Consider the following 26,129-nt stretch of genomic DNA (forward strand, 5'->3'; position numbering starts at 1 on the left):
TGGCCTAGGCGGCCAGCCGCTGGCGGCGATCCAGCGGGCGGGCGAAGAGGGCGGCGAGGTCGGCCGCCTGCTCGTAGCCGTGCACCGGGGAGAAGACGAGTTCGATCGACCACTTGGTGGCCAGGCCCTCGGCCTCCAGCGGGTTGGCCAGGCCCAGGCCGCAGACCGTGAGGTCCGGCTGCGCGGCGAGGCAGCGGTCGAGCTGGCGGTCGACGTCCTGGCCTTCGCTGAGGGCGGTGCCACGCGGCAGCAGGGCCAGTTCCTCGGCCAGGTGCGTGCGGTGCAGGTAGGGGGTGCCGACTTCGACCAGCTGCATGCCCAGCTCGCGGCTGAGGAAGCGTGCGAGCGGGATCTCGAGCTGGGAATCGGGGAAGAAAAAGATGCGGCGCCCCTCGAGCAACCGACGCTGCCGTGCCAGCGCCGTGGTGGCACGTTCGCGCGCCGTGGCTGTGACGCGTTCGACCGTGTCGTGGCCGATGCCGAACGCGCCGGCCGCGGCGCGCAGCCAGGCCGTGGTGCCTTCGACGCCGAACGGGAAGGGCGCCGCGATCCGTTGCGCCCCGCGGGCCTCCAGGGCCCTGGCCGTGTCGCCCAGGAAGGGCTGGGCCAGCAGGTAGCGTGTGCCTGCACCAACGGCCGGCATGGCGCCGGAACGGCGGGCCGGCAGGAAGCGCGGCGCCTCGATGCCGATGGCTTGCAGCAGACGGGTGAACTGGTCCTCGACGATGTCCGGCAGGGCGCCGACGACGAGCAGCGAAGGCGCCTCGTCTGCCGGTGCGGCGGGCAACTGCGGGACCAGGGCGGCCAGGCAGGCGTCCTCGCCCTGGGTGAAGGTGGTCTCGATCCCGCTGCCGCTGTAATTCAGCACGCGCACGGCCGGGTGATGGCGGGCGTTGAGCCGCTCGGCGGCACGCGACAGGTCGAGCTTGATGACCTCCGACGGACAGGAGCCGACGAGGAACAGCATGCGGATCTCGGGCCGCCGCGCCAGCAGGCGTTCGACCACCGCGTCGAGTTCCGCGTTGGCGTCCGCCAGCCCGGCAAGGTCACGCTCGTCGATGATGGCCGTGCCGAAGCGCGGCTCGGCGAAGATCATCACGCCGGCGGCCGACTGCAGCAGGTGGGCGCAGGTGCGTGAGCCGACGACGAGGAAGAAGGCGTCCTGGATCTTGCGATGCAGCCAGACGATGCCGGTGAGGCCGCAGAAGACCTCGCGCTGGCCGCGTTCGCGCAGCACCCCGTCGGCCACGGCGATGGGGATGTCCTGGCGGGCGTTCATGCCATCACCTCTGCGCCCGGCGCCCGCGCGGGCGCCTGCAGCCGCGCCATTCGGAGTTTCAGCACGAACTGTGCGGCGTTGACCAGGTAGGCGGCATAGGCCGCCAAGGCCAGCCACAACAGGGCCACGGTGCCCAGGGTTCCGGTGGCCAGGGCCACCAGGTAGGCCGTGTGCAGGGCCAGCACGAGCATGCTGAAGACGTCTTCCCAGAAGAACGGGCGGGCGAACAGCCAGACGCCGAAGACACGCTTCTCCCAGGCGGCGCCGGTGACCATGATCGTGTAGAGCAGCGCCGTCTTCAGCACCACCGAGACCGTGGCGGCGGCCTCGCCGCGCCCGGTGGTGAGGCAGTGCAGCACGAGGCCGAGACTGACCAGGAACACCAGGAACTGGATCGGTGCCAGCACGCCCTGGACCAGCGTCCAGCGTGTGGCATCCCGGCGCGCACGTTCGGCCGGCGTGTACAGCTGAAGGGGCGGGCGGGGTGAAGGCTTCGTGGGCACTTGGCGGATCCAGGAGTGAGGCCAATCTATGCCGGGGCCGCCAGAGTGTCAATACAGGTTGACGTTATTTGAAGTTGACGCTTAGGTGTTTTCATACCTCCCGGCGTGTTCGGTCGCCGCGTGTCCAGAAACGCTTTGACAGTGCCCAGCGCCCAGCGTAAAAGGTTGACACGTCCAACGGACGACATGATTGACACGACGGCAATGGTGTGCACTGGGCCTGTCCGGATCCCCCGGGCGGCCAGCGGAAGTCCGATGCACTGTGGTCGCTGTGCCGCGCACAGAGGAGACGCGCATGAGGGCATGGACTCCGGGCCGGCGGGCAACCGCAGACCAATGGCGAAGTCGAGCCGAGGAGCCTTGCCAGCCCTTCGCCGCCCCCACATCCGAAGCAGCCCGTGCACAGGCGTTGCTGCGCACCGTGGAGGCCGAGATCATCCCGCGGCTGATGCTGCTGCATCGCGGGCAGCGGCAGGACGCGGAGCACGCGCTGCAGGCGGCGGCGTCTGCCGCACCGCTGGACGATGCCGATGTTGAGCGCCTCGCCGCGGCCCTGCTGGCCGGTTCTGAACAGGCCTGGAGCTGTCTGCAGGCCGTGCAGCAGCGCGGCGTGACGCCCGTGCCTCTGTGCCTGGACCTGCTCTCGCCGGCTGCCCGGCGGCTCGGGGAATGGTGGTCCGACGACCGCTGCGACTTCACCCAGGTCACGATCGGCCTGGGGCGGCTGCAGGCGCTGCTGCACCGGATCACCGCCGGGCTGCAGACCGTGCCCGCTTCCGTGGCGCGGCCGCTGAGCGCGGTCTTCGCGCCGGCCCCGGGTGAACAGCACACGCTGGGCCTGTCGATGGTGCGCGACTTCTTTCGCGCGGCCGGCTGGCAGGTGCACGGCGAGCCGATCGACCAGCCCCATGCGCTGCTGACGCTGTTGCGCCGCACGCGCTTCGACCTCGTCGGCTTCACGCTGGGGGCCGAACGGCATGTGGACGCCCTGGCCACCCTGATCGGTGACGCGCGGTCGGCCTCGATCAATCGCGACCTGCGCGTGATGGTCGGCGGCCCGCTGCTGCTGGCGCAGCCCGATCTGTGCGAACGGCTGGGCGCCGATGCGACGGCCACGGACGCGAGTCGGGCTATCCTTGCGGCCCACGATCTGGTGGTCAAACAGGGCTGAAGCAAGGTGGCAACCAAGCGATTGCAGGGAGGCGTGCGCAGGACCAACGGCGTCGCGGGGCAGTCGCTCCGCGCTTCGTTTCTGGCCGGTGCCGGGTCGATCGAGGCCCTGCAGAGCAAGGACGTGGCCCCCCTGATCGCGGCGGCGTCGGACATCGCCCTCGTGCTCGACGCGCACGGCGTGATCGAGGACCTGTCCACCAGTGTGAACGACCTGCCGGTGCACGACGTGGAAGGCTGGGTCGGCCGTGCCTGGGCCGACGTCGTGACACCCGAAAGCCGCCCAAAGGTGCAGTCGCTGTTGCTGGACGCCGGGCGTGCCGACGGCCACCGCTGGCGGCACGTCAACCATCCCGGCGAGGCCGGCCACGACTTCCCCGTGATGTACGCGGCGGTGCCGATGGGCCACGACGGCCGCGTGCTGGCCGTGGGCCGAGACGTCCGACATCTGGGTGAACTTCAGCAGAAGCTGGTCGATGCGCAGCAGGCCCTGGAGCGCGACTACTGGCGGCTGCGCCATGCCGAGACGCGGTACCAGCTGATGTTCGACACCGCCTCCGAGGCGGTCCTGATCGTCGACGGCGTCGGCGGCAGGGTGCTGGAAGCCAACGCCGCCGCGCGGCAGACCCTCGGTGTGCCGGTCAAGCGGCTGGTGGGCCAGCCGCTCGGTGCCGGCTTGCCGGACCGCACCCAGCGCGACCTGACGGCGCTTCTGGGTCGGGTGCGCGCCAGCGGTCGCAGCGAGGAGGTGGCCCTGCGGCTGGGCACCGCCGCGCGGCGGTCCGATCTGCTGGCCAGCGCCAGCCTCTTCATGGAGGACGACGCGCCGCTGTACCTGCTGCGCCTGCGCCAGGTCCAGGGCGACCGGTCCGACCTGGCCGCCTCGCACCGGGCCCTGGTGCAGGTCATCGACCGCGCGCCGGACGGCGTTGTCGTCACCGATGTCGACGGTCGTGTGCTGACCGCCAACGCGGCCTTCGTCGCCTTGACGCAGCTGACCGCCGAGGACCAGCTGGTCGGCGAATCGATCGACCGCTGGCTGGGCCGCCCGGGGGTCGACCTCCAGGTCATGCTGGCCACGTTGCGCCAGCAGGGCGTGCTGCGCTTGTTCGGCACCGTCGTGCATGGCGAGCATGGTGTCGACGCCGACGTCGAGGTCTCGGCAGCGGCCGTGCCCGATGGCGACCCTCCTTGCCTGGGCTTTGCCGTGCGGCACGTCGGTCGCCGGCTGGGGCCGGCGCTTCAGGCGGGCAAGGCGACGCCACGGTCGGTGGAGCAGCTGACACAGCTCGTCGGCCGCATGCCGCTGAAGGACCTGGTGCGCGAGTCCACCGACCTCATCGAGCAGCTCTGCATCGAGGCGGCGCTGCAGCTCACGCAGGGCAACCGTGCGTCGGCGGCGGAGATGCTCGGGCTGTCGCGCCAGAGCCTGTACGTCAAGCTGCACCGCTACGGCATGACCGAGCCGGCGGCGACCGACGGACGCTGAGCGCGTGGTCGCCGCCGATGTCATCGGCAGCTGACGATCCTGGTGTAAATACAGCTTGACACCTGCGGGTGTCAATCAAAGAATGCCTGCATGCAGGTGTCAGGCCGTTCCCCGCGTGTGGAACCCTTGCTGCGCGGTGTCGGCGGCAATGGCCGGCCGTCGTTGTCCGCCGTGGCGGAACTGCTCAAGCCGGTCACCTGGTTCCCGCCGATGTGGGCCTTCGCCTGCGGCGTGGTCGCCTCCGGCGTGCCGCTGTCGGGCCACTGGGGCCTGCTGCTGCTGGGCATCCTGCTGGCCGGGCCGATGGTGTGCGCCACCAGCCAGGCCATCAACGACTGGTTCGACCGCCACGTCGACGCCATCAACGAACCGCATCGCCCGATCCCGTCGGGGCGCATGCCGGGCCGCTGGGGGCTGGCCATCGCGTGGCTGTGGACCGGGCTCTCGCTGGCGGTGGCCACCGCGCTGGGGCCCTGGGGCTTCGGCGCGGCGGTGCTGGGCCTGCTGCTGGCCTGGGCCTACAGCGCGCCGCCGCTGCGCCTGAAGCGCAACGGCTGGTGGGGCAACGCGGCCTGCGGCCTGTCGTACGAAGGCCTGGCTTGGCTGACCGGCGCGGCGGTGATGGCCGGCGGCGTGATGCCCGACCTGCGGTCCATCGCGCTGGCACTGCTCTACAGCCTCGGTGCACACGGGATCATGACGCTCAACGACTTCAAGGCCATCGAGGGCGACCGCCGCATGGGCATCGGCTCGCTGCCGGTGCGGCTGGGGGTGCAGGGTGCGGCGCGCATGGCCGCGGCCACGATGCTGCTGCCGCAGGCGGTGGTCATAGGCCTGCTGCTGCGCTGGCAGACACCCTGGCACGCCGCCGGCGTGGGCGCCCTGCTGGTCGGGCAGATGCTGATGATGCGGCGCTTCCTGGCCGACCCGCGCGCCCAGGCGCTCTGGTACAGCGGCTTCGGCGTGCCGCTGTTTGTCAGCGGCATGATGGTCAGCGCCTTCGCGCTGCGTGGCCTGGCCGCCGGAGGTGCAGGATGAGCGTGCAGGGGTTCGGCTGGGCGCAGGTGGTGCGCCTGGGCTTGGTGCAGGCGGCGCTGGGCGCCATCGTGGTGTTGACCACCTCCACGCTCAACCGCGTGATGGTGGTGGAACTGGCGCTGCCTGCATTGCTGCCGGGCCTGCTGGTGGGGCTGCACTACGCGGTGCAGGTCACGCGGCCGCGCATGGGCCATGGCAGTGATGTCGGCGGGCGCCGCAGCCCGTGGATCCTCGGTGGCATGCTCGTGCTGGCCCTCGGAGCCGTGCTGGCGGCGGCGGCCACGGCCTGGATGGCCACGCAGGCCGCCGCCGGCATCGCGCTGGCGGTGGTGGGTTTCCTGCTCATCGGTCTGGGCGTCAGCGCGGCGGGCACCTCGCTGCTGGCGCTGCTGGCCAAGCGCGTGGCGCCGCAGCGCCGCGCTGGCGCGGCCACCGTGGTGTGGCTGATGATGATCGTCGGCTTTGCCGTCACCGCCGGCGTGGCCGGGCAACTGCTGGACCCGTATTCGCCGGCACGGCTGGTGGCCGTGACCAGCGGCGTGGCACTGGCGGCCTGCCTCGTGACGGCGCTGGCGCTGTGGCGGCTGGAGGACGGCACGCCGCTGCCGCCGCCGACGACCCAGGACACCGCCACGTTGCAGCCTGGCTTCCGCGCCGTGCTGGCCGAGGTCTGGGCCGATCCGGCGGCGCGCCGCTTCGCCGTCTTCGTGTTCCTGTCGATGCTGGCCTACAGCGCGCAGGACCTGATCCTCGAGCCCTTTGCCGGCGCGGTGCTGGGCTACACGCCGGGCGAGTCGACGTCTTTGTCGGGCCTGCAGCACGGCGGTGTACTGATGGGCATGCTGATGGCGGCGATGGCCGGCCGCGAGTGGCGCGGTCTGTCGCTCGGCAGCCTGCGCGCGTGGACGGTGGGCGGCTGCGTGGCCTCGGCGCTGGCGATGGGTGGCCTGGTGGCCGCGGGCCTCTTTGGCACCGCCTGGCCCTTCCGCGCCAACGTCTTCCTGCTTGGCGTGGCCAATGGCGCCTTCTCCATTGCCGCCATCGGCGCCATGATGCAACTGGCTGGCGCCGACGGGCGCGGCCGCGAGGGCGTGCGCATGGGCCTGTGGGGCGCGGCGCAGGGCGTGGCCTTCGGGCTGGGCGGCCTGCTGGGCACCGCGGCCAGCGATCTGGCGCAGTGGCTGCTGCACGACGCCGCCACCGCCTACGCCGGCGTCTTCGCCTTCGAGATGGCCATGTTCCTGTTTGCTGCCGGCATCGCCGCGCGCGGTCACCGTCCGCCGGTGGGCGGCCCATCCCCGCGCGGCCTGCCGTTAGGCACGCCGCAACAACCGGAGCCGATGCCATGAATCACGTACCCACTGCCGAATCGGTCTGGGACCTCGTCGTCGTCGGTGGCGGCCCGGCGGGCGCCACCGCAGCGCACGACGCGGCTCGCCAGGGCCTGAGCGTGCTGCTGCTGGACCGCGACGGCCGCATCAAGCCCTGTGGCGGCGCCATCCCACCGCGGCTGATCCGCGACTTCGACATCCCGGAATCGCTGCTGGTGGCGCATGCGCGCTGCGCCCGCATGATCTCCCCAGCGGACCAGAAGGTGGACATCCCGATCGAGAACGGCTTCGTCGGCCTGGTGGACCGCGAGGTCTTCGACGAGTGGCTGCGCGTGCGCGCGGCCGATGCGGGCGCGGTGCGCCGACGCGGCCTGTTCCGACAGATCGACAGCCCCGAGAACGGCCCCTGCACGCTGCAGGCCGAGGACCCGGAAAGCGGCGCGCCCTTCACGCTGCGCGCGCGCAGCGTCATTGGCGCCGATGGCGCCCGCTCGGCGGTGGCGCAGCAGACGGTGCGCGGGGCCGACCGCGGCAAGTTCGTCTTCGCCTACCACGAGATCATCCAGACCCCTGCGCCCGATAGCGCCGGCGCCGACGTCGATCCGTCGCGCTGCGACGTCTACTACCGTGGCAGCCTCTCGCCCGACTTCTACGGCTGGGTGTTCCCGCACGGGCCGACGATGAGCGTGGGCACTGGCAGCGCCGACAAGGGCTTTTCGCTGCGCTCGGCCGTCGGCCGCCTGCGCGATGCCGCCGGCCTGGCCGACGCGCGCACGATCCGGCGCGAAGGCGCGCCCATCCCGCTCAAGCCGCTGCCGCGATGGGACGATGGCCGGCACGTCGTGCTGGCCGGTGACGCCGCCGGCGTCGTGGCGCCGGCCTCCGGCGAAGGCATCTACTACGCCATGCTCGGCGGCCGGCTGGCGGCCGAGGCGGCGGTGGCCTACGTGCGCAGCGGCGATGCGCGCGCCCTCAAGCAGGCGCGCAAGCGCTTCATGCGCGAGCATGGCCGCGTGTTCTGGGTGCTGGGCGTGATGCAGTGGTTCTGGTACCGCAGCGACCGTCTGCGCGAACGCTTCGTCAGCATCTGCCGCGACAAGGATGTGCAGCAGCTCACCTTCGACGCCTACATGAACAAGCGCCTGGTGCGGCGCAAGCCGATGGCCCACCTGCGCATCTTCGCCAAGGACGTGGCGCACCTGCTGGGGCTGGCGCGCGTCTGATCGGCCGGGCCGGACGCGCGGCGCTCAGCTGCGCCGCGGGCGGATCATCGTCTGCGCGTAGCCGAAGCGTTCGCCGAGCGCCTGCAGCAGGTGCATCAGCCGCGCCTGCAGCTTGGCGAAGCCGTCGTGCTTCTCCAGCGTCTGCGTGTCCATGTACAGACGCTGGTTGATCTCCAGCTGCAGGCTGTGGCGGCCGGCCGGCGGGTCGCTGTAGGCGGCCACCAGTTCCACGCCCTTGAACGGGTGGTTCAGCGCCACCTCGTAACCCTCCCCTCGCAGGAACTCGGCGACGAAATTCGTGAACGCCGGTTCGCAGGTGCTGCCGTCGCGGTCGCCGAGCACGAAGTCCGGCCGCGGCTTGCCATCGACGCCATCGAACTCGACCGAGGTCATCGGTCCCATCGAATGGCAGTTCAGGTGGTAGACCACGCCGAAACGCGTGTGCGCGTTGGCCAGCAGTTCCCACAGCGTGTCGTGGTAGGGCCGGTGGTAACGCTCGATGCGCGCGAGCACTTCCTTGACGCTGAGTGCGCGGTCGTAGATCGGCCGGCCGTCCTTCAGCGTGCGCCAGACCAGGGCCTTGCCCAGCGCGGCCTTGCCGCTGTCCACCGTGGGGTGCGGCCAGGGCTCGGCCATCAGCCGCGGGTCGATGTCGGCCACGTGGCGGTTGACGTCGATGTAGGTGCGCGCGAACTGCGCCGCCAGCAGCGGGATGCCCATCTTCGACGCCGGCAGGAAGAGCTCGTCGACGAAGCAGTCCTCGCCGTCGCGCAGCGCGCGCGGCTCGACGGCCGGGCGGAAGTCGGCGGGCACCCGGAAACCGCTGTGCGGTGAATCGAGCACGATCGGGAAGGCCGGCGCCTCGGGCGGGCGCGGGCCGTGCAGGGCAAGCACGTGGGGGTCCAAGGCGGTGCTCCGGTGGTCGGCAGTCTCCAGTGCATTATCGTGGCCGCACCTCCGCCTCGGACCCCCCGATGACCCTGCCGGCCCACGCCCCCTCGTACTACGCGCACAGTGCCAACCCAGCGCCGGCGCGCCTGCCGTTGCAGGGCAGCACGCAGGCCGATGTCTGCATCGTCGGTGCCGGCTACACGGGCCTGTCCACCGGCCTGGCACTGGCCGAGGCGGGGTTGAGCGTGGTGGTGCTGGAGGCCGCGCAGGTGGGCTGGGGGGCGTCCGGCCGCAACGGCGGGCAGATCGTGCACAGCTTTTCGCGTGACCTCGACGTCATCGAGGCGGCCTACGGCCGGGAGACCGCCGAACCGCTGGGGCGCATGATGTTCGAGGGCGCGGCCATCATCCGCGAGCGGGTGGCGAAGTACGGCATCGCCTGCGACCTGAAGGACGGCGGCGCCTACACGGCGATCGGCGGCCACAAGATCCGGCAACTCGCCGAGCACCAGGCACTGTGGCAACGCTGGGGCCATCCGGGCCTGCAGCTCTACGACACCCAGGCCGACGTGCGCCGCTTCGTCGCCACCGACCGCTACAGCGCGCTGCTGTTCGACCCCACCGGCGGCCACATCCACCCGCTGAACCTGGCGCTGGGCGAAGCGGCTGCGCTGGAGTCGCTGGGCGGGCGCATCCACGAAGGCTCGGCCGTCGTGCGCATCGAGCGCGGCGACCCGGCCGTGGTGCACACGGCACAGGGCCAGGTGAAGGCGCGCTGGGTGGTGCTGGCAGGCAACGCCTACCTGGGCGGGCTGGAGCCGGCGCTGGCCGCCAAGAGCATGCCCTGCGGCACGCAGGTGGTCGCCACCGAACCGCTCGGCGCGCGGGCGGCCGAGCTGATCCCGTCGGACTGCTGCGTGGAGGACAACAACTTCCTGCTCGACTACTTCCGCCTGTCGGCCGACGGCCGGCTGCTCTACGGCGGGGGCGTGATCTACGGCGCGCGCGATCCGGCGCGCGTGGAGGCCCTGGTGCGGCCCAAGCTGCTGAAGACCTTTCCGCAGCTGGCCGACGTGAGCATCGACTTCGGCTGGACGGGCAACTTCCTGCTCACGCTCTCGCGCCTGCCGCAGGTGGGGCGGCTGGCCGACAACCTCTACTACGCCCAGGGCTGTTCGGGTCACGGCGTGACCTACACGCACCTGATCGGGCGCGTGCTGGGCGAGGCCATCCGCGGCCAGGCGGAGCGTTTCGACGCCTTCGCGCGGCTGCCGCACCACCCGTTTCCGGGCGGCCGGCTGCTGCGCGTGCCGCTGACGGCACTGGGCGCGCTCTGGTACGACCTGCGCGACCGGCTCGGCGTCTGACGACGCGTTCGACGGCGTGACGCGTCGGCTTGCCCCTGCCGGGAATGGGCGGCTGGCCGCGCGCGTATGCTGAAAACCATGACGCGCTCACTCTCGATGTTGCCGGTGCTGCTGACCGCCCTGCTGTCGGCCTGCGCCGGCCCCGGGCTGACGCCGCTGCAAGGCGGGATCAGCGAAGCCGACCTCACCCAACGCTGGGGCGCGCCCACCGGGCGCTACGCGCTGGACGCGGGCACGCGGCTGGAGTACGCCCTCGGCCCGGCCGGCCGCGAGACCTGGATGGTGGACCTCGACGCCCAGGGCCGGGTGGCCGTGTGGCGCCAGGTGCTGGACTGGCGGAATCTGGAGCGCGTGCAGGGCAGCCTGCCGGGCATGACCACCGACGAACTGCTGCGCACCCTGGGCCGCGCCAGCCACGTACGAAGTGGCGGACGGCAGGGCGGGCAAGTGTGGTCCTGGCGCCATGACTCGCCGTTCTGCCTGTGGTTCCAGGCCTCGATCGGCGACGATGGGCGGGTGAATGATGCGTCCTTCGCACCCGACCCGGAGTGCGACGCGAAGGACGACTACGATCAGTGAATGACCCGCGTCACCCTCTACGGCATCCCCAACTGCGACACCGTCAAGCGTGCCCGCGCCTGGCTGGCGGACCACGGCATCGACGCCGCCTTCCATGACTTCAAGAAGGCCGGCGTGCCGGCCGATCCGCTCGACGCCTGGCTCGACACCCTGGGCTGGGAGGCGCTGCTCAACCGCAAGGGCACCACGTGGCGCAGGCTCGACGACGCCACGCGGGACGCGGTGGTGGACCGTGCCTCGGCGCGCGCGCTGATGCTGGCCCAGCCCAGCGTGATCAAGCGGCCGGTCGTGGCCTGGGGGTCGGTGACGACGGTGGGCTTCGATCCGGCGTCGTGGCCGCCGGCGGCGACGCTTCGGCGCTGAGTTCCTCGTCCGCCCTGACCACCTCCACCCGGTTGCGGCCACGCGCCTTGGCCAGGTAGAGCGCGCGGTCGGCACGGCGCAGCAGGGCGCTGATGTCGTCACCCGCTTGGCCCAGCGTCAGGCCCACGCTGGTGGTGACGTGGCCTTCAGGCACCACGGCGCCCAGGTCCAGCGCGGCCACCGCAGCGCGGATGCGCTCGGCCACGGCGCAGGCGCCGGCTTCGTCCACGCCGGGCAGCACGAGCACGAACTCCTCGCCGCCCAGGCGGCCGGCGGCGGCCGGGGGCGCACCTTCGGCGCGCAGCACCTCGGCGGCGGCCCGCAGCACCGCGTCGCCCGCCGGGTGGCCGTGGCTGTCGTTGATGCGCTTGAAGTGGTCGAGGTCGATGATCAGCAGCGCGCTGCGGGTGCCGCGGGCGAGCATCGCGTCCAGCCGCGCCAGCACGTCGCGCCGGTTCGGCAGGCCGGTCAGCTCGTCGGTGTGGGCCAGCCGCTGCATGGCCCGGCCCACGCGCCGCAGCCGCCAGGCCAGCCCGGCCAGCAGCGCGGCCGCGATGACGCCGACGACGATGGCGCCGTTGCGCAGCTGCCCGGCCAGGCGCTCCTGCGCCAGCGCATGCGCCGTGGCGTCCTGTTCGCGCTGCAGCAGGCGCAGGTGCTGTGCCTCGCTGCTGCGGTCCACCTGCAGCTTCAGCGCGGCGAACCGCTCGTCCACCTGGCGCTGCAGCAGGCCGTCCGACAGGCGCTTGAAGGCCTCCAGCTGCGCATAGGCCTCGCGCCACTGGCCCTGTGCCGCGTGCAGCGCCGCCAGCGCATCGTGCGCCTGGGCCCGCTCGCGCGCCGACTCGGCCTGTTCGAAGATGCGCAGGGCCTCCAGCAGAGCCTGCCTGGCGTCGGCCGTCCGTCCCAGGCTGCGCAGCGCCACGCCGCGCTGCAGCAGGATCTGACCGCGCAGCCTTTCGTCGGCCACGCCGCGCTGCAGGGTTTCGGCCGCGTCCAGGTGTTGCAAGGCCGACGCGGGGTTGCCGCGCGCGTTGGCCAGCGCCGCCAGGCCGCGCAGGCCATAGGCCTCACCACGCGCGTAGCGCAGTTCGCGCGCCAGCGCCAGGGTCTGGTGGAAGGCCTCGTCGGCCGCCGGCCAGTCGGCCAGCTGCTCGTTCACGCGCCCCAGGTTGTGCCAGGTCACCACCAGCTCGCGCTTGAGGCCGGTGCGCTGCTGTTCCTGCAGCGTCATGCGGTAGTAGCGGCGCGCCTGCTCGGCGTCGCCCATGCGGTTGTAGACGGTGGCGATGCTGTTCTGCGTGGTCGTGCGCATCTCCACCTTCCCAAGGCGGTCGAACAGCGTGGCGGCGCGGTCGAGGTCGGTCAGTCCGCCGGAGAACTCCCCGCGCACCCCTCGCAGGTAGCCCCGCTGGTACAGCGCCTCGGCCAGTGCGGCGTCGTCCTGCGCCCGCTCGGCGGCGGCCACCGCCAGTTCGAACAGCCTCAGCGCGGCAGCACCCTGGCCGGCCAGGTTTTCCAGTTCACCTTCGCAGTTGTAGGCCCGAGCGGAGAGGGCTCGCTGGCGCACCTGCGGCAGCAGCGCCCGCGCCTGGGCCAGCCGGTCCCGCGCTGCGGCGCTGTCGCGTTCCGACAGGTGTTCGCACAGCAGCAGCAGGGCGCGAACGCGCAGGTCCGCATCGCCCTGGTCGCCCAGGCTCGCCAGCGCCTGCTGCGCCAGCCGGGCCGACAGCGCCGGGTCCATCCGCACCTGCGTCTCGGCGCGATCGAGCGTGGCCGCCGCGTCGTTGGCCGATGCGGGCAGCCATGGCCACGCCACGCCCAGGCCGAGCCCGGCCAGGCGCAGCACGACGATGCTCAGGGCCGCGAACCGGCGCGCCCCGCGGGTGATGGAGGATCGATGCATTCGATCTCGAGTTCGAACTCGGCATGCGCCACCACCTGGCCGTTGAGGCGCAGATCCAGGGCGTGCCGGCCCCGATGGTAGCGCCGTGTCGTCACCACCTTCAGCGGGTGCCGGCGCTCGAGCACGCGGGTCTCTCCCGGAGCCAGGGTCAGCGTCCAGCCCTTGAAGACCTTGGGCCGACGTGACCCGTCGGCCTTCACGTGGTGCACGGCGTAGTCCACCACCAGGGCCTGTGGCCGCTTTGCGGTGGACGCCAAGGTCAGGCTGAACGGCAGGTGTTCACCCAGCCGGCAGTGCGTGGCGCCCAGGCGCAGCGCGGCCCGGCCCTTGAACGCATGGCCTAGGCCCCAGGCGGCCAGCATGCCGGGGTGTCCTGCCTTGACCAGGCTGCGGCTGGCGTGGCGCAGCAGCGCCAGCCGCGCCGCCGATGCGCCTGGCCGGTGCCGCGTCACCCAGTCGACCACCACGTCCGGGTGGTCCTTGGCAATGTCGTTGAGGTGGTTGGCCACGCTGCGGCGCACGTACTCGCTGGGGTCGTCCTGCAGCGCGGCCAGCAGCGGCAGCGTCGGCGCGGGGTCCTCCACCAGCGCCTGCAGACGAATGCCCCAGGGCAGGCGCGGGCGGCTGCCTTCGCTGACCAGGCGGCGCACGTGGGCGCTGGGGTCGCTGGTCCAGCGCTGCAGGGTGGCGAACACGGTGTCGGGCGCCTGCACGATGAAGGGCCGGATCGCGAACTCGGCGCTGAAGCGCTGCGTGACGGCGTGCAGCGCCTGCAGCGCCCTGGGCACGTCGTGCCCGCCGCGGCGGGCCACGAACTCGCCCACCGGCCACAGCGCCCAGCCTTCCAGGCCGTCGCGGCAGGGGTCGTCGCTGCCCAGGCGGTCGCCCGGCCAGGGCGGAGCCAAGGCGGCCTCCAGCACGCCGCAGGCGCGGTCGAAGTCGGCCGGCAGCGTGGTTTCCAGCGCGCTGGCGATCTGCATCGCACGCGCCTTCATCTCCAGGTCTTCCAGACCGGCGATGGCGAGGGCCGTGAAACCCGGCGCGTCGAAACGACGGTGCGCCCGCTGCAGGTGCTGCGCCATGCGCATCACCAGGGCCGGGTTGAGCAGGTTCTTGAACGGTTCCACGGCGCTCACCCCAGGCGGACCGGGAGCCGCGAGAAGCCGCGGAAGCGCAGCCGCCGGTCGCGCACCGGCTCGCCATCCGGCGCCAGCCGCGGGAAGCGCTGGAACAGCCGGCCGAGTGCGATGCGTGCCTCCATGCGCGCCACGTTCATGCCCGAGCAGGCGTGCGCACCCTGGCCGAAGGCGAGGTGGTGGTTGGGGCTGCGGGTGATGTCCAGCCGGTCCGGGTCGGCGAACACGGCCGGGTCGCGGTTGGCCGCGCCGATGGCCAGGTGCACGAAGGTACCCGCTGGCAGCGTGGTGCCCGACGGCAGCGGCACGGCCTCCGTGGTCAGCCGGTTGTTGATCTGGATCGGGCTTTCCAGCCGCAACAGTTCCTCCACCGCCGGGTTGATCAGCGCCGGCTCGGCCAGCAGACGTGCGAGCTGGTCGCGGTGCGTCATCAGCAGCAAGGCGCCGTTGCCGATCAGGTTGGTCGTCGTCTCGTGGCCGGCGTTGAGCAGGAAGATGCAGTTGTGCATCAGCTCGGCTTCGTCGAGTGCACCCTCGGCGTCGCCGAGCATCAGCCGGGTGAGCACGTCCACCTCCGGGTCCCCGGGTTGGGCGCGGCGTTCGGCCACCAGCATGCGCAGGTAGTCCAGGAACTCGGTGACCGCCGCATTGCCCGCGGCCTGCACGGCGGCCGACGGCGCCGGCTCCAGCGCCGACAGGATGGCCAGTGACCAGCCACGCAGCGGGCCGCGGTCGCCGCGCGGAATGGCCAGCAGGTTGCCGATCACCTCCACCGGGATCTGCGCGGCGAAGTGCGCGATCAGGTCGGGCGCGGGCTCGCCGGCCAGCACGTCGAGCAGGTCGTCCACCAGCGCCTTCACGCCGGCCTCCATGCGCGCTATGGCGCGCTGGTTCAGCGCCCCCATCAGGATGCGCCGCACCCGCGTGTGGCGCGGCGGATCGTTGAACACCAGGCTGGTGGTGTGGTGCGCGTACAGCGGCGCGCCGGTGCCGAACACCGGTGCGAAGGCCTGCTGCTTGTCGCTGCTGACGGCGGCGCTGCGATAGACCGCCAGCACGTCGTCGTAGGCCGTCAGGTAGACGCTGCGCTCGTCCAGCCGGTGCACCGGGGCGTGGCGTCGCAGGGCGGCCCAGAACGGCGCCGGGTGGTCGATGAACCCAGGCGGCGGGTTGGCCAGGCTGAAGTCGCGGGCCAGTGCCGCGCCCCTGTCGTCGGTGTCGTGCATGCGGCAGTCTAGGCGCGGCCGGGCGCCTATCATCTCCGCATGTTCACCGGCATCGTCCAGGGCGTGGCCAACGCCGCCCGCATCACCGCGCAGCCGGGTCTGCGCCAGATCGTGCTGCAGTGCCCGGCGGGCTTCACCGCTGGCCTGCAGGTGGGCGCCAGCGTGGCGGTGGACGGCTGCTGCCTGACCGTGACCCAGGTGGCGGGCGATGCGGCGCACTTCGACGTCATGCAGCAGACGCTGTCGCTGACCACGCTGGGCGCGCTGCAGGAAGGCGGCCGCGTCAACGTCGAGCGCAGCTTCGTCACCGGCGCCGAGGTGGGCGGCCACATCTTGTCGGGCCACGTGGACACCACGGCCACGCTGGCGGCGCTGCGCACGCCGGAGAACAACCGCGTGCTGCGCTTCGCGGTGCCGGCGCCGTGGATGCGCTACGTCTTCCCCAAGGGATTCATCGCCGTCAACGGTGCCAGCCTGACGGTGGCCGAGTGCGCCCGCGAGGCCGACGGCAGCGGCTGGTTCGAGGTCTGGCTGATCCCCGAGACGCTGCGCATGACGACCTTCGGCGACAAGGCCGTCGGCGATGCCGTGCACCTGGAGATCGACCGCCAGACGCAGGTGATCGTGGACACGGTGGAGCGGGTGCTGGCGGAGCGGTTGGGGCACGGCCAGGCAGCCTGAACGGTCTTGCCCGGGCCGTTGCGGCGCGACGACGGGCACGCACAGGCCCGCAACACCGCGCCGGTGCTGCTTGGTGGCGTGAACAGGACGCTCGAACCCGGCCCGCTCCAGGCTGCCCGGCCCGCCGCCGGCACGATGCTTCAAACCAGGTGGGCCGCCGCGATCAGTTCACGCGTGTAGCTCGCCTGTGGCGTCTCGAACAGGGCCAGCGTCTCGCCGGACTCCACCACCGCGCCGTCCTTCATGACCATCACCCGGTGTGCCATCGCGCGGATGACGGCCAGGTCGTGGCTGATGAAGAGATAGCTCAGCCCATGGCGTTGCTGGAGGTCGGACAACAGGGCCAGGACCTGCTGCTGCACCGACACGTCCAGTGCCGACGTGGGTTCGTCCAGCACCAGGAGTTCCGGCTGCAGGACGACGGCACGCGCGATCGCGATGCGCTGTCGCTGACCGCCGGAGAACTCGTGCGGGTAGCGGTTCAGCACGCCGGTGACGCCATGGCGTTCGCCGAGGCCGACTTCGTCGAGCATCGCCAGCACACGTTCGCGCCGCTCGTCGGCGGACCAGTCGGGACGGTGCAGGGCCAGACCTTCGCCGACGATCTGACCGACGGTCATGCGCGGCGACAGCGACGCGAAGGGGTCCTGCAGCACGACCTGCATGCGCCGGCGCATGCGGCGCAGCGTGGCCCGGTCGGCGGTATCGATGCGTTGGCCGCCGAGCTCGATCTGGCCGGAGGCAATGGGCTGCAGCGCCAGCAGGGCCATGCCCAGGGTGGTCTTGCCGGAGCCGGACTCGCCGACAATGCCCAATGTCTCGCCACGCCGCAGCTGCAGCGTCGTGTCGCGCACCGCATGGAAGTCCCGGTGCCGGAACCAGCCGATGGGGATCCTGAAACGGACCGCGGTGCGATCCATGCGCAGCAGCACCGGCGCGTCGGCCGGCAGCGGCAGCACGTTTCGCTGCGGCTTCGCGGCCAGCAGCCGGCGCGTGTACGCATGCCGTGGTTGGGCGAAGACCTCTGCCGTGAGTCCGGTTTCCACCAGGACGCCGCGCTCCATCACGCCCACCCGGTGCGTGAAACGGCGCACCAGGTTCAGGTCGTGGGTGATGAACAGCAGCGCCATGCCCATGTCGCGTTGCAGTTCGTCCAGCAGGTCCAGGATCTGTGCCTGAATGGTCACGTCCAGAGCCGTGGTCGGCTCGTCGCAGATCAGCAGGCGCGGCTTGCAGGCCAGCGCCATCGCGATCATGGCGCGCTGGCGCTGCCCGCCTGAGAGCTCGTGCGGGTAGGCGTTCACCCGGCGCTCGGGCTCCGGGATGCCGGTGCGCCGCAGCAGCTCGACGGCGCGTTCGTGGGCTGCCGCCGGCGACAGCCCCTCGTGCAGGCGCACGACCTCGCTGATCTGGTTGCCGACCCGGTACAGCGGGTTCAGCGCGGTCATCGGCTCCTGGAAGATCATGCCGATGTCGCTGCCGCGCAGGGCCTGCATCTTCGGCTCGGGCCGCAGCATCAGGTCCTCGCCGTCGAAGACGATGCGGCCCGTGGTGGTGGCGGCGTCCACGAGACGCAGGACGGACAGGGCGGTTACCGACTTGCCTGAGCCGGACTCGCCCACCAGCGCGAACTTCTCGCCCGGCGCGATCTGGAAAGACACGTCGCGCACCACCTCGCTGTCGCCGAAGCGCACGCACAGGTGTTCGATCGACAGCAGGGGGCGGTCGGGCACGTCGCTCATGACTTGCGGGTGTCGAATGCGTCACGCAGCGCGTCGCCGACGAAGGTCAGCAGCAGCATCGTCACGGTCAGCAGCAGGAAGGTCGGCACGATGATCCACCAGGCGTCCAGCGCCGACTTGCCTTGCTGCAGCAGTTCGCCCAGCGACGGCACTTCCGCCGGCACGCCCAGGCCGAGGAAGTCCAGCGAGGTCAGCGCCAGGATGGCCGCGCTCATGCGGAACGGGATGAAGGTGATCACCGGCGTCATCGAATTGGGCAGCACGTGGCGCCAGATGATCTGCCACGGGCCCAGGCCCAGCGCGCGTGCGGCCTTCACGTACTCGAGGCCACGGTTGCGCAGGAACTCGGCGCGCACGTAGTCAGACAGCCCCATCCAGCCCCACAGGCTCAGCAGGATCAGCAGCAGCGCGATCGATGGCTGGAAGATCGATGCGAAGATGATCAGCAGCAGCAGTTCGGGAATCGCCCCCCAGACCTCGATCAGCCGCTGCAGCGTCAGGTCGATGCGGCCGCCGAAGTAGCCCATGATCGAACCCATCACGATGCCCAGCAGGGTGCCGGCCAGCGTCAGTGCGATCGCGAACCAGATGCTCACACGAAAGCCGTAGATCAGCCGGGCCAGCATGTCGCGGCCCTGGTTGTCCGTGCCCAGCCAGTTCTTTGCGTTCGGTGCGGCCGGTGGCGGGTCCTTCGCGAAGTAGTCGATGCTGTCGGCCGAATGCGGGATCGGCGCGGCGATGGAGAAGTTGCCCGGCCTGGCCAACAGGTCGACCACGAACGGGTCCTTCCAGTCGGTGGGGGTCTGGAAGTCGCCGCCGATGGCCGTCTCGGGCGGGTTGTCGAACACCGGGAACCAGGTCTGGCCGTCGATGCGGGCGACGAAGGGCTTGTCGTTGGCAAACAGCTCCGCGGCGGTGGCCAGCACCAGCAGCAGCCCGAACAGCCACAGCGAGATGTAGCCCAGCCGGTGGCGCCTGAAGCGCGCCCAGGCCCGCCGGCCCGGCGATTGCGGCGTGAAGCCGCGCACGGCCGGCGAAGGCGCGGCGGGTGCCATGGTCGGGCCGCCAGCGTCAACGGCGGCGGTGGACGACTCCGCGCTCATCGCCCCGCGCTCCCGAACTGCACCCGCGGGTCGACCACCACGTACAGCAGGTCGGCCACCAGCTTGACGACCAGGCCCATCAGCGTGAACAGGTAGAGCGAGCCCAGCACCACCGGGTAGTCCCGCCGCAGCACCGATTCGTAGGCCAACAGGCCCAGGCCATCGAGAGAGAACAGCGTCTCGATCAGCACCGAGCCGGCGAAGAACGCGCCGATGAAGGCTGCCGGGAAGCCGGTGACCAGCGGGATCAGCGCGTTGCGGAAGATGTGCTTGTAGAGCACCTTTCGTGCGCTCAGGCCCTTGGCGCGCGCCACCAGCACGTACTGCTTGCGCATCTCCTCGACGAAGGTGTTCTTGGTCAACATCGTCAGCACCGCGAAGCTGCCGATGACCAGGCACGTCAGCGGCAGCGTCAGGTGCCAGAAGTAGTCGGCAATGCGCGCCGGCCAGCTCAGCTCCGACCAGTTGTCCGACACCAGGCCGCGCAGCGGGAACCAGTCGAGAAACGTGCCGCCGGCGAACACGACGATCAGGAGCACGCCCAGCACGAAACCCGGCACCGCGTAGCCCACCAGCACCAGCAGCGTGGTCACGGTATCGAAGCGCGTGCCTTCGCGAACCGCCTTCGAAATGCCCAGCGGGATCGAGATCAGGTAGGAGATGAAGAAGGTCCACAACCCCAGGCTGATCGACACCGGCAGCTTCTCCCTGAGCAGCGTCCACACGTCCTTGTTCTGCAGGAAGCTGCGGCCGAAGTCGAAGCGCAGGAAGTTGCCGACCATCTCGACGTAACGCACGTGCGCGGGCTTGTCGAAGCCATAGAGCCGCTTCAGTTCTGCAATCTGTTCGGCCTCCACCTCGCGGCTGGCGCGGTAGCCGCCGCCCCCACCATCGGCATTGGCACCCGCCGAGGCCTCGGCCATCAGCGTCTCGACGGGGCCGCCGGGCACGAACTGGATGACGACGAAGGTCATCGTCAGCGCGCCCAACAAGGTGGGCACCATCAACAGGATGCGTTTGACGATGTAGGCGAACATGAGTGTTCAGACCTTGGCGGCTGGTGCTGAGCCTCGCAGGTGCCGGGCGTCGGAGGCCAGGTCCCACCAGCACCACAGCGGCCAGGGGTTGCTGTGCGAATCCGGGATGCTGTCGATCTGGAAGTAGCGCGCCTGCGTGGCCGGGATGCCGAACCGGTTCCAGTACGAGGTTCGCTCGGTCGGGCTGTAAAGCTGAGGGATCTGCCAGTGGTTCCACATGATCACGCGGTCCAGCGCGCGCGAGGCCGCGGTCAGCTCGTCCATCGTCCTGGCACGCGCGATGCGGTCGATCAGGTCGTCGACCGCGCGGCTCCTGACGCCGCGGAAGTTGTAGCTGCCGGACGCGTCGGCACCGCTGGAGTGGTGGATCTGGTGCAGGTCGGCTGCGTTGGGCAGCGTGAAGTTGCCCTCGACGATGACGATCAGGTCGTAGTCGCGCGTCTCCAGCAGGCGCCGACGGTAGATCGCGAAGTCGACCTGGCGCTCCGTGTACTTCACGCCCAGCTTGCGCAGGTTCACGCTGAACGGCGATGAGCCCGATGGCTTGGACGGCAGCAGGTACTCCAGCGTCAGTTCCTCGCCCTGGGCATTGCGCCGGAATCCGTCGGCCCCCACCACCCAGCCGGCGTCGGTGAGCAGTTGCGCGGCGATCTTCAGGTTCTCGCGCAGCTTCGGCGGCGGGTCGTTCACCGGCGCGCGGAAGGCGGGGCCGAAGACGGCGGCCGGCAGTTCGCTGCGGAAGGGCTCGAGCAGGGCCAGTTCGGCTGGTGAGGGCAGGCCCTCCGCGGCGAACGGCGAGTTGTTGAACTGGTTGTTGCAGCGCACGAAGGCGCGCCGCTTGTCCATGGCCTCATAGTCCCAGGCGCGCATCAGCGCCTCGCGCACGCGGATGTCCTGGAGCTTGCGGCGCCGCAGGTTGAAGTTCATCGACTGCTGCATGCTGCCGTGGTCGGTGGGCCAGACGCGCTTGACGATGCGGCCGTCGCGCCACTTGGCACCCGCATGCAGTCGCTCGAAGGCCGATGACGACATCTCGCGCAGGATGTGGAAGTCGCCGGCCTTGAAAGCCTCGCGCCGCACCGCGGTGTCGTTGTACAGGTTGTAGGCGATGCGGTCGAAGTTGAAGAAGCCGCGCCGCACCGGCAGGTCGCGTGCCCAGTAGTCCGGGTTGCGGCGGAACTCGATGCGGCTGGGCATCTCGACCTTGTCGACCAGGTAGGGGCCGCTGACGATCGGGGCCTCGTCGACGATGTCCTTCAGCGGCTTGCCCTCGCCCCACTTGCGCGAGAACACCCAGGTCATGCCGACGTTGAACACGGCGTCCAGGGTGCGCTCCTTCAGGTGGAAGCGCACCGTGCGGGCATCCAGTGCCTCGACCCCACTCAGCACGGCCAACGGCGAGGCATACGTGGGCTGGACCTGCGGGCCCTGCTGGCGCTTCACGCTGTCGACCACGTCGGCAGCGAGCACCGGGTCACCGTTGGAGAAACGGGCCTCGGGCCGCAGCCGCAGCGTGAAGGTCGACAGGTCGGGTGAGACCATCATCGACTCGGCCAGCAGCCCGTACAGGCAGGCCGGCTCGTCCATCGAGAACTCGCACAGGGTCTCGACCATGAACATGGCCACGCCGATGGGCGCATTGCCCTTGAGCGTGAACATGTTCAGCTTGTCGAAGCTGGAGCGGCGGTCGCCGTTGGACAGCCGCAGCGTGCCGCCCTTGGGCGCAGCCGGGTCGACGTAGCCGCGGTGCGGATAGTCGGCAGGGTAGCGGGGCTCACCGAAGGCGCACAGTGCATGCACCCAGCGCCCGGTGACGATGGGCGCCTGCGTCACCCCATCGTCAGAACTGGTGTCCCCGGCGGACCACGCGTGGCCAAACGGCCAGATCGCCAGCGCTGGCAACGACGCGGCCCGCAGCGCGTCGCGGCGCCTCAGGCCATTCGGCAGAGTCTGGGGGCGGGGCACGTCGGGCAAGTCCGGTTCCAGGTGGTTGGGCAGCGAGCGCGGAGTGTCGCCCGGAATCGGCCACGAAAACGCGCGCCTCAGTGAAACCTCTGGTGCCAGCACCGCAGCCGGCCGCGGGCGCCCGGACTCAGCTTCACACCGTGGTCCCGTCGGCAGCCAGGTCACGAGCGTTGCCGCTGCCGGGCATCGACCGCACCCGCACCCGGTGGTTCGCCACGTTGTCCCCGTCGATCCGCGTGCGTTTGGTGCCGCGCACCTCGTCGACCTTGCGGTCGAGTTCGCTGCCGCCGAGCGTCAGCACTTCGACTGCCGTCTCGCGCTCGAAGGCGTGTGACTTGTCGGTGTTGCGGTAGTGCCGGTAGATGGCCCAGTAGAAGCCTGCGGCGCTGGCCGGCCCCAGGGCCAGCAGGAAGAGGATGCCGTCGTTGTTGTCCATGCCTGGCCTCCCGCCGATCAGCCCGCGTTCGCGATGAACCACAGCGCCAGCGCTTCCACCACCGTGCCGATGCTCAGCGCCGCCAGCAGCAGCTTCCACTGCTGCACCGGCACGCTGCCCATGGTCTCGCCAGTGCGGCCGTTGACGGCGATGTAGTGCAGCAGGCCGCCGCCCTTTCCGGGTTCCTGGTAGGCGTACAGCCACACCGGCAGGTACATCGCCACCCAGCGTGTGCCCTGCAGGTTCAGCCGCTCCTGCTCCCAGCGCACGCCGCGGTTGTAGCGCGCCACCGACGGCTCCATCTGCGCGCGCGCGATGGACAGCATCTGGTCCTGCAGCCGCGGCATCAGGTGCGCCACGTCGCGGTCGCGCTTCTCCGACGTGTAGCCCACCAGGTACGAGGCATTCCACTTCACCGCGTTCTTCGTGTCGAAGGGCAGGATGGTGTTGATGACGTTGTGCGTGTTGCGGCGCGTGTCCAGGTTGCCGCGCTCGGCGCTGGATTCCAGCGTCAGGTCGTCCACCGTGAAATCCACGTGGCGCTGCACGCGCCAGACGTCGGCGTCGTAGAAGGTCTGGTTGCTCTTGCCCACCTTGCGCGTGTAGCGCCGGGTCTGGATCTCGCCGGCACCGGCGGCGTCGGCGCTGCCGCGCGCATCCACCACCATGTAGGGCAGGTAGACGCCCACCACGTTCTCCGGCGTGAACTCGTCCTTGAAGGCCTTCAGCGCGAACAGGCGCCGCTTGTTGACGAACTGGCGGATGCGCGCCACCGCGTCGTCCTTCGTGATGTGGAACGGCAGCACTGCGTCGGGCACGGCGCCGTTGTCGATCTGCTCGTTGACGCCCAGCACGTGGCGGCACCAGTGGCAGCGTGCGGTCATGGCGGTGGCGGTGTTGATCACCACCTCGGCGCCGCAGCCGGCACACTTGTAGCTGCGCAGGGCCTCGGCGTCGGCGTCGATGTCGCGCGCGCCCGAGGCCATCTGCGTGCCGCGCAGTTCGGCAATGCCCTCGCCCAGCCCGAAGGCCTCCTCCACCCGCGTGGCGGCCCACTCGTGGCGACAGTAAAGGCACACCAGCCGGTCGCTGCCGGTGCGGTGGCGTACTTCGGTCGAGCCGCACTTGGGGCAGCGGTTGACGCCGTCGCGCAGTTCTTTCGACGCGGTGTCGATCACGGCCGGGTCGGGCGCGAGCAGTTCGTCGCGCACCGGCTCGGGCAGGCGCCCCAGGTCCTCCGCGCTCAGCGGCGGCTGGCCCGGGGCCGGCGGCATGTCCTGCGGCGAGCCCGGCCCGGTCGGGCGGGGCGGCGAGTCGTGCGCCATGCTGCGGGTGGGCGCTACAGCCCCAGCGCCTTGGCCTTGACCGCGTCGTAGTCGGCCTGGGTGATCAGGCCGGCGTCCAGCATCTGCTTGGCGCGTGTCAGGCGGGCGATGGGGTCGTCGGCCGCGGGCGTGGCGGCGGCCGCGGGTGCCACCGCGGGTGCCGGCGCCACTGGCTGCTGCAGCCCGGCCAGGCCACCCATGCTGCCCGCCGCGATGCCCATGCCCATGATGCCGCCCGGGCCGGCGTTCTCGCCGGCAGCCTGCATGCCCGCGGCCACCGAGGCCTGCAGGTTCGAATTGCCGCGCGCGCCGGCCAGCGCGTCGGCGCGCTGCACGGTCTTGAGCAGTTCGCGCGTGTTGGCGTCGTACTCGATGGAGACGATGGCGGTCTTGACGATGACCAGGCCGCGGTCGCTCTGCCAGCGGTAGGCGCGCTCCACGGCGTCCGACAGGCTCTGGGCGAAGCCGATCGAATCCTGTTGGATGCGTGTGATGCGGTTGCCCTTGCCCGGGTCGTTGGTGTAGAGGCTGAAGGCCGGGGCCAGCGAACTCACGACCTCGTTGAACAGCTGGCTGGCCGCGGCGTTGTCCATGTCCGTGAAGTCGAACACCTGGCCGGGCTGCAGGTAGCTGGCGGGCACGAAGCTCTTGACGAAGCGGATCGGGTCGACGATCTGCAGCGTGTAGCTGCCGCGGGTCAGGGCGCCCACCTGCGCGTTGAGGTAGCCGTCGTCCCAGTAGATCTCCGACTGCGTGCCGAAACGGTTGTCCGGCAGTTCCTTCATCGACACGAAGAACGCGGCCTGCTGCGCGCCGGGCTGGCCGCCGAACTTGAAGCGCTCCCAGCTCTGGCGGATCAGCGCGTCGAACAGCCCGCCGCCGCTGAAGATGGACTGCGACTGCAGGTCGTCCGACCGCCATTCGTAGGCGCCGGCCTCGGCCACGAAGGCGGTGATGGCGCCGTCCTGCATCAGCAGCAGGCCATAACCTTCGGGCACGACGATGCGCGAGCCGTTGGTGATGATGTTCGACGACCCCTTGGTGTTGGACCCGCGCCCGGCATTCGTGCCCTGCGGCACCGCGGCGAACAGCGCGGCCGTGGGCGGCAGGCCGCCGGGCACGGTGAAGAAGTCCAGCCACTGGTCGGCCAGCATGCCGCCGATGGCGCCTTTGGCTGCCTGGATGAGGCCCATGGTGCGTGTCCTTTCGCTGCGGTGGCGCGGGTGCGCGCCGGGTCACATGAGGTGGGCGGAGGATAGCCCAGCGGGTGAGGCGGTCGGGTGCGGGCTGCGGGGGGGCTATGCGGCGCCGCCGTGCCGCCCGGCGCCGGCGGCAAACCGCGCCGCGCCGCCCAGGCCTTCGGCGAACACCACCGCCTGCCCGCCGCGGCCCTCTCGGCGCAGTGCCTCGTCCAGCGGCCAGTCCCACTGCGCCAGCGCCGACGCGCGGTCGGCGTTCATGCAGCGCTGCGGAAAGGCCGCGATCTGCGCCGCCAGGTCCAGCGCCGCGGCCAGCGCCTGGCCGTCGGGCACCACGCGGTTGGCCAGGCCCATGGCCAGTGCCTCGTCGGCCGGCACCGCGCGACCGGTGAGGATCAGGTCCAGCGCCCGGCCCTGGCCGACGATGCGCGGCAGGCGCACCGTGCCGCCGTCGATCAGCGGCACGCCCCAGCGGCGGCAGAAGACGCCGAACACCGCGCCCTGCGCCGCCACGCGCAGGTCGGCCATCAGCGCCAGCTCCAGCCCGCCGGCCACGGCGTAGCCCTCCACGGCGGCGATCACCGGTTTGCTGAAGACCATGCGCGTCGGCCCCATCGGACCATGGCCGTCCGGGTCCAGCGCGTTGCGCGTGGCCGGGTCGCCCAGGGCCTTCAGGTCGGCGCCGCCGCAGAAGTGCCCGCCGGCGCCAGTGAGCACGGCCACGCGGGCGTCGCCGTCGGCCTCGAAGGCCTCGAACGCGGCGCGCAGCGCGGCGGCGGTGGGGCCGTCCACCGCGTTGCGCCGCTCCGGGCGGTCGAGCGTGATCACACGGACGTGATCCTTCGTCAGGGTCTGGACAGTCATGCGCGTATCATGCCCCTCGCTCCAGGTGCCTGCGGCCATGGCTGGCCAAAGGTTGAACGGGAAGCAGGTGACGGCCCGCGGTTCGAACCCGTGGGAGCACTCCTGCGCTGCCCCCGCACCGGTGAGCAGGCGCAAGGCCGCCAGCACGCCACTGGGTTGTTCGCAACCTGGGAAGGCGGCGGCCCCCGGGGGGGATGCCTCCCCGGCCTGCGAGCCCGGATACCGGCCTGCGGAGCGCAGGGCTTCGTCGCACCCCGGTGCGGCGGTGCTGTTCGC

At 71.1% G+C, this 26,129-nt stretch carries 23 protein-coding genes and 1 riboswitch; of the genes, 9 read left to right on the top strand and 14 right to left on the bottom strand.

The window, feature by feature from the left end:
• Positions 1–4: 4 nt before the first annotated feature.
• Positions 5–1,279 (bottom strand): ferredoxin:protochlorophyllide reductase (ATP-dependent) subunit N, encoded by a 1,275-nt coding sequence (locus ENE75_RS13405; RefSeq protein ID WP_128198834.1) that lies wholly within the window; start codon positions 1,277–1,279, stop codon positions 5–7.
• Positions 1,276–1,782 (bottom strand): 2-vinyl bacteriochlorophyllide hydratase, encoded by a 507-nt coding sequence (gene bchF, locus ENE75_RS13410; protein WP_233259070.1) that lies wholly within the window; start codon positions 1,780–1,782, stop codon positions 1,276–1,278. Before bchF ends, ENE75_RS13405 begins: the two co-directional genes overlap by 4 nt.
• 409 nt (positions 1,783–2,191) lie before the next feature.
• On the opposite strand from bchF, the gene ENE75_RS13415 reads away from it, so the two are divergent.
• From ENE75_RS13415 to ENE75_RS13435, 5 genes are all read left to right on the top strand, one after another.
• Positions 2,192–2,953, top strand: coding sequence for a cobalamin B12-binding domain-containing protein (locus ENE75_RS13415; RefSeq protein WP_158288941.1), 762 nt, complete (start codon positions 2,192–2,194; stop codon positions 2,951–2,953).
• Between the two features lie 33 nt (positions 2,954–2,986).
• Complete coding sequence (gene ppsR, locus ENE75_RS13420) at positions 2,987–4,441, top strand: transcriptional regulator PpsR (RefSeq protein ID WP_233259071.1); 1,455 nt, start codon at positions 2,987–2,989, stop codon at positions 4,439–4,441.
• A gap of 90 nt (positions 4,442–4,531) precedes the next feature.
• Complete coding sequence (gene chlG, locus ENE75_RS13425; protein WP_128198837.1) at positions 4,532–5,479, top strand: chlorophyll synthase ChlG; 948 nt, start codon at positions 4,532–4,534, stop codon at positions 5,477–5,479.
• Complete coding sequence (locus tag ENE75_RS13430; RefSeq protein ID WP_128198838.1) at positions 5,476–6,828, top strand: BCD family MFS transporter; 1,353 nt, start codon at positions 5,476–5,478, stop codon at positions 6,826–6,828. The genes chlG and ENE75_RS13430 overlap by 4 nt, the downstream gene beginning before the upstream one ends.
• Positions 6,825–8,033, top strand: a complete 1,209-nt coding sequence (locus tag ENE75_RS13435; RefSeq protein WP_128198839.1) for a geranylgeranyl diphosphate reductase — start codon at positions 6,825–6,827, stop codon at positions 8,031–8,033. The genes ENE75_RS13430 and ENE75_RS13435 overlap by 4 nt, the downstream gene beginning before the upstream one ends.
• Positions 8,034–8,057: 24 nt before the next feature.
• Here ENE75_RS13435 and ENE75_RS13440 read toward each other — a convergent pair whose 3' ends face one another.
• Positions 8,058–8,939, bottom strand: coding sequence for an N-formylglutamate amidohydrolase (locus tag ENE75_RS13440; protein WP_233259072.1), 882 nt, complete (start codon positions 8,937–8,939; stop codon positions 8,058–8,060).
• A gap of 68 nt (positions 8,940–9,007) precedes the next feature.
• Here ENE75_RS13440 and ENE75_RS13445 point away from each other — a divergent pair, with 68 nt between their 5' ends.
• The 3 genes from ENE75_RS13445 (at position 9,008) to ENE75_RS13455 (ending at position 11,233) form a co-directional block, all read left to right on the top strand.
• Positions 9,008–10,291 carry an NAD(P)/FAD-dependent oxidoreductase gene (locus ENE75_RS13445; protein WP_128198840.1) on the top strand — a complete coding sequence of 428 codons (1,284 nt, stop codon included), beginning with the start codon at positions 9,008–9,010 and terminating at the stop codon, positions 10,289–10,291.
• A gap of 78 nt (positions 10,292–10,369) precedes the next feature.
• Positions 10,370–10,870, top strand: a complete 501-nt coding sequence (locus ENE75_RS13450) for a hypothetical protein (protein WP_128198841.1) — start codon at positions 10,370–10,372, stop codon at positions 10,868–10,870.
• Positions 10,871–11,233 (top strand): ArsC family reductase, encoded by a 363-nt coding sequence (locus ENE75_RS13455; RefSeq protein ID WP_128198842.1) that lies wholly within the window; start codon positions 10,871–10,873, stop codon positions 11,231–11,233.
• On the opposite strand, the gene ENE75_RS13460 is transcribed toward ENE75_RS13455, so the two are convergent.
• From ENE75_RS13460 to ENE75_RS13470, 3 genes are read right to left on the bottom strand one after another with little or no spacing between them, the layout of a single operon-like run.
• Positions 11,145–13,139, bottom strand: a complete 1,995-nt coding sequence (locus ENE75_RS13460; protein WP_128198843.1) for a diguanylate cyclase domain-containing protein — start codon at positions 13,137–13,139, stop codon at positions 11,145–11,147. The two genes, ENE75_RS13455 and ENE75_RS13460, sit on opposite strands and share 89 nt — an antisense overlap.
• Positions 13,091–14,266: a DNA alkylation repair protein gene (locus tag ENE75_RS13465; RefSeq protein WP_233259073.1), complete on the bottom strand. Its 1,176-nt coding sequence runs from the start codon at positions 14,264–14,266 to the stop codon at positions 13,091–13,093. The genes ENE75_RS13460 and ENE75_RS13465 overlap by 49 nt, the downstream gene beginning before the upstream one ends.
• A 5-nt stretch (positions 14,267–14,271) precedes the next feature.
• Positions 14,272–15,501 carry a cytochrome P450 gene (locus ENE75_RS13470; protein ID WP_128198844.1) on the bottom strand — a complete coding sequence of 410 codons (1,230 nt, stop codon included), beginning with the start codon at positions 15,499–15,501 and terminating at the stop codon, positions 14,272–14,274.
• Between the two features lie 39 nt (positions 15,502–15,540).
• Here ENE75_RS13470 and ENE75_RS13475 point away from each other — a divergent pair, with 39 nt between their 5' ends.
• Positions 15,541–16,182 carry a riboflavin synthase subunit alpha gene (locus ENE75_RS13475; RefSeq protein ID WP_128198845.1) on the top strand — a complete coding sequence of 214 codons (642 nt, stop codon included), beginning with the start codon at positions 15,541–15,543 and terminating at the stop codon, positions 16,180–16,182.
• Between the two features lie 140 nt (positions 16,183–16,322).
• Here the strand turns inward: ENE75_RS13475 and ENE75_RS13480 are convergent, their stop codons facing one another.
• The 8 genes from ENE75_RS13480 to ENE75_RS13515 all read right to left on the bottom strand — a co-directional run bounded on the left by ENE75_RS13480 (position 16,323) and on the right by ENE75_RS13515 (position 25,853).
• On the bottom strand, positions 16,323–17,924 hold the full coding sequence (locus tag ENE75_RS13480; RefSeq protein WP_128198846.1) for an ABC transporter ATP-binding protein: 1,602 nt from the start codon (positions 17,922–17,924) through the stop codon (positions 16,323–16,325).
• Complete coding sequence (locus ENE75_RS13485) at positions 17,921–18,979, bottom strand: ABC transporter permease (protein ID WP_128199139.1); 1,059 nt, start codon at positions 18,977–18,979, stop codon at positions 17,921–17,923. Before ENE75_RS13485 ends, ENE75_RS13480 begins: the two co-directional genes overlap by 4 nt.
• Positions 18,980–19,023: 44 nt before the next feature.
• A complete protein-coding gene (locus ENE75_RS13490) occupies positions 19,024–20,064 on the bottom strand; it encodes a microcin C ABC transporter permease YejB (protein ID WP_128198847.1) in 1,041 nt (346 codons plus the stop codon).
• A gap of 6 nt (positions 20,065–20,070) precedes the next feature.
• Positions 20,071–21,897, bottom strand: coding sequence for an extracellular solute-binding protein (locus tag ENE75_RS13495; RefSeq protein WP_128198848.1), 1,827 nt, complete (start codon positions 21,895–21,897; stop codon positions 20,071–20,073).
• A gap of 265 nt (positions 21,898–22,162) precedes the next feature.
• On the bottom strand, positions 22,163–22,465 hold the full coding sequence (locus tag ENE75_RS13500) for a hypothetical protein (protein ID WP_128198849.1): 303 nt from the start codon (positions 22,463–22,465) through the stop codon (positions 22,163–22,165).
• A gap of 17 nt (positions 22,466–22,482) precedes the next feature.
• Entirely contained in the window at positions 22,483–23,739 is a 1,257-nt protein-coding gene (locus tag ENE75_RS13505) for a TFIIB-type zinc ribbon-containing protein (protein WP_233259074.1), read from the bottom strand.
• Between the two features lie 65 nt (positions 23,740–23,804).
• The gene (locus tag ENE75_RS13510) at positions 23,805–24,983 is read right to left on the bottom strand and encodes an SPFH domain-containing protein (RefSeq protein WP_128198851.1); all 1,179 of its coding nucleotides are present in this window, start codon (positions 24,981–24,983) and stop codon (positions 23,805–23,807) included.
• A gap of 105 nt (positions 24,984–25,088) precedes the next feature.
• Positions 25,089–25,853 carry a crotonase/enoyl-CoA hydratase family protein gene (locus ENE75_RS13515; protein ID WP_128198852.1) on the bottom strand — a complete coding sequence of 255 codons (765 nt, stop codon included), beginning with the start codon at positions 25,851–25,853 and terminating at the stop codon, positions 25,089–25,091.
• A 6-nt stretch (positions 25,854–25,859) separates the two neighbouring features.
• Positions 25,860–26,098, top strand: a riboswitch (cobalamin riboswitch).
• Positions 26,099–26,129 lie beyond the last annotated feature (31 nt).

Origin of the sequence: Rubrivivax albus (assembly GCF_004016515.1) — a bacterium.
In the GTDB taxonomy this organism is placed as follows: Bacteria; Pseudomonadota; Gammaproteobacteria; order Burkholderiales; family Burkholderiaceae_C; genus Rubrivivax; species Rubrivivax albus.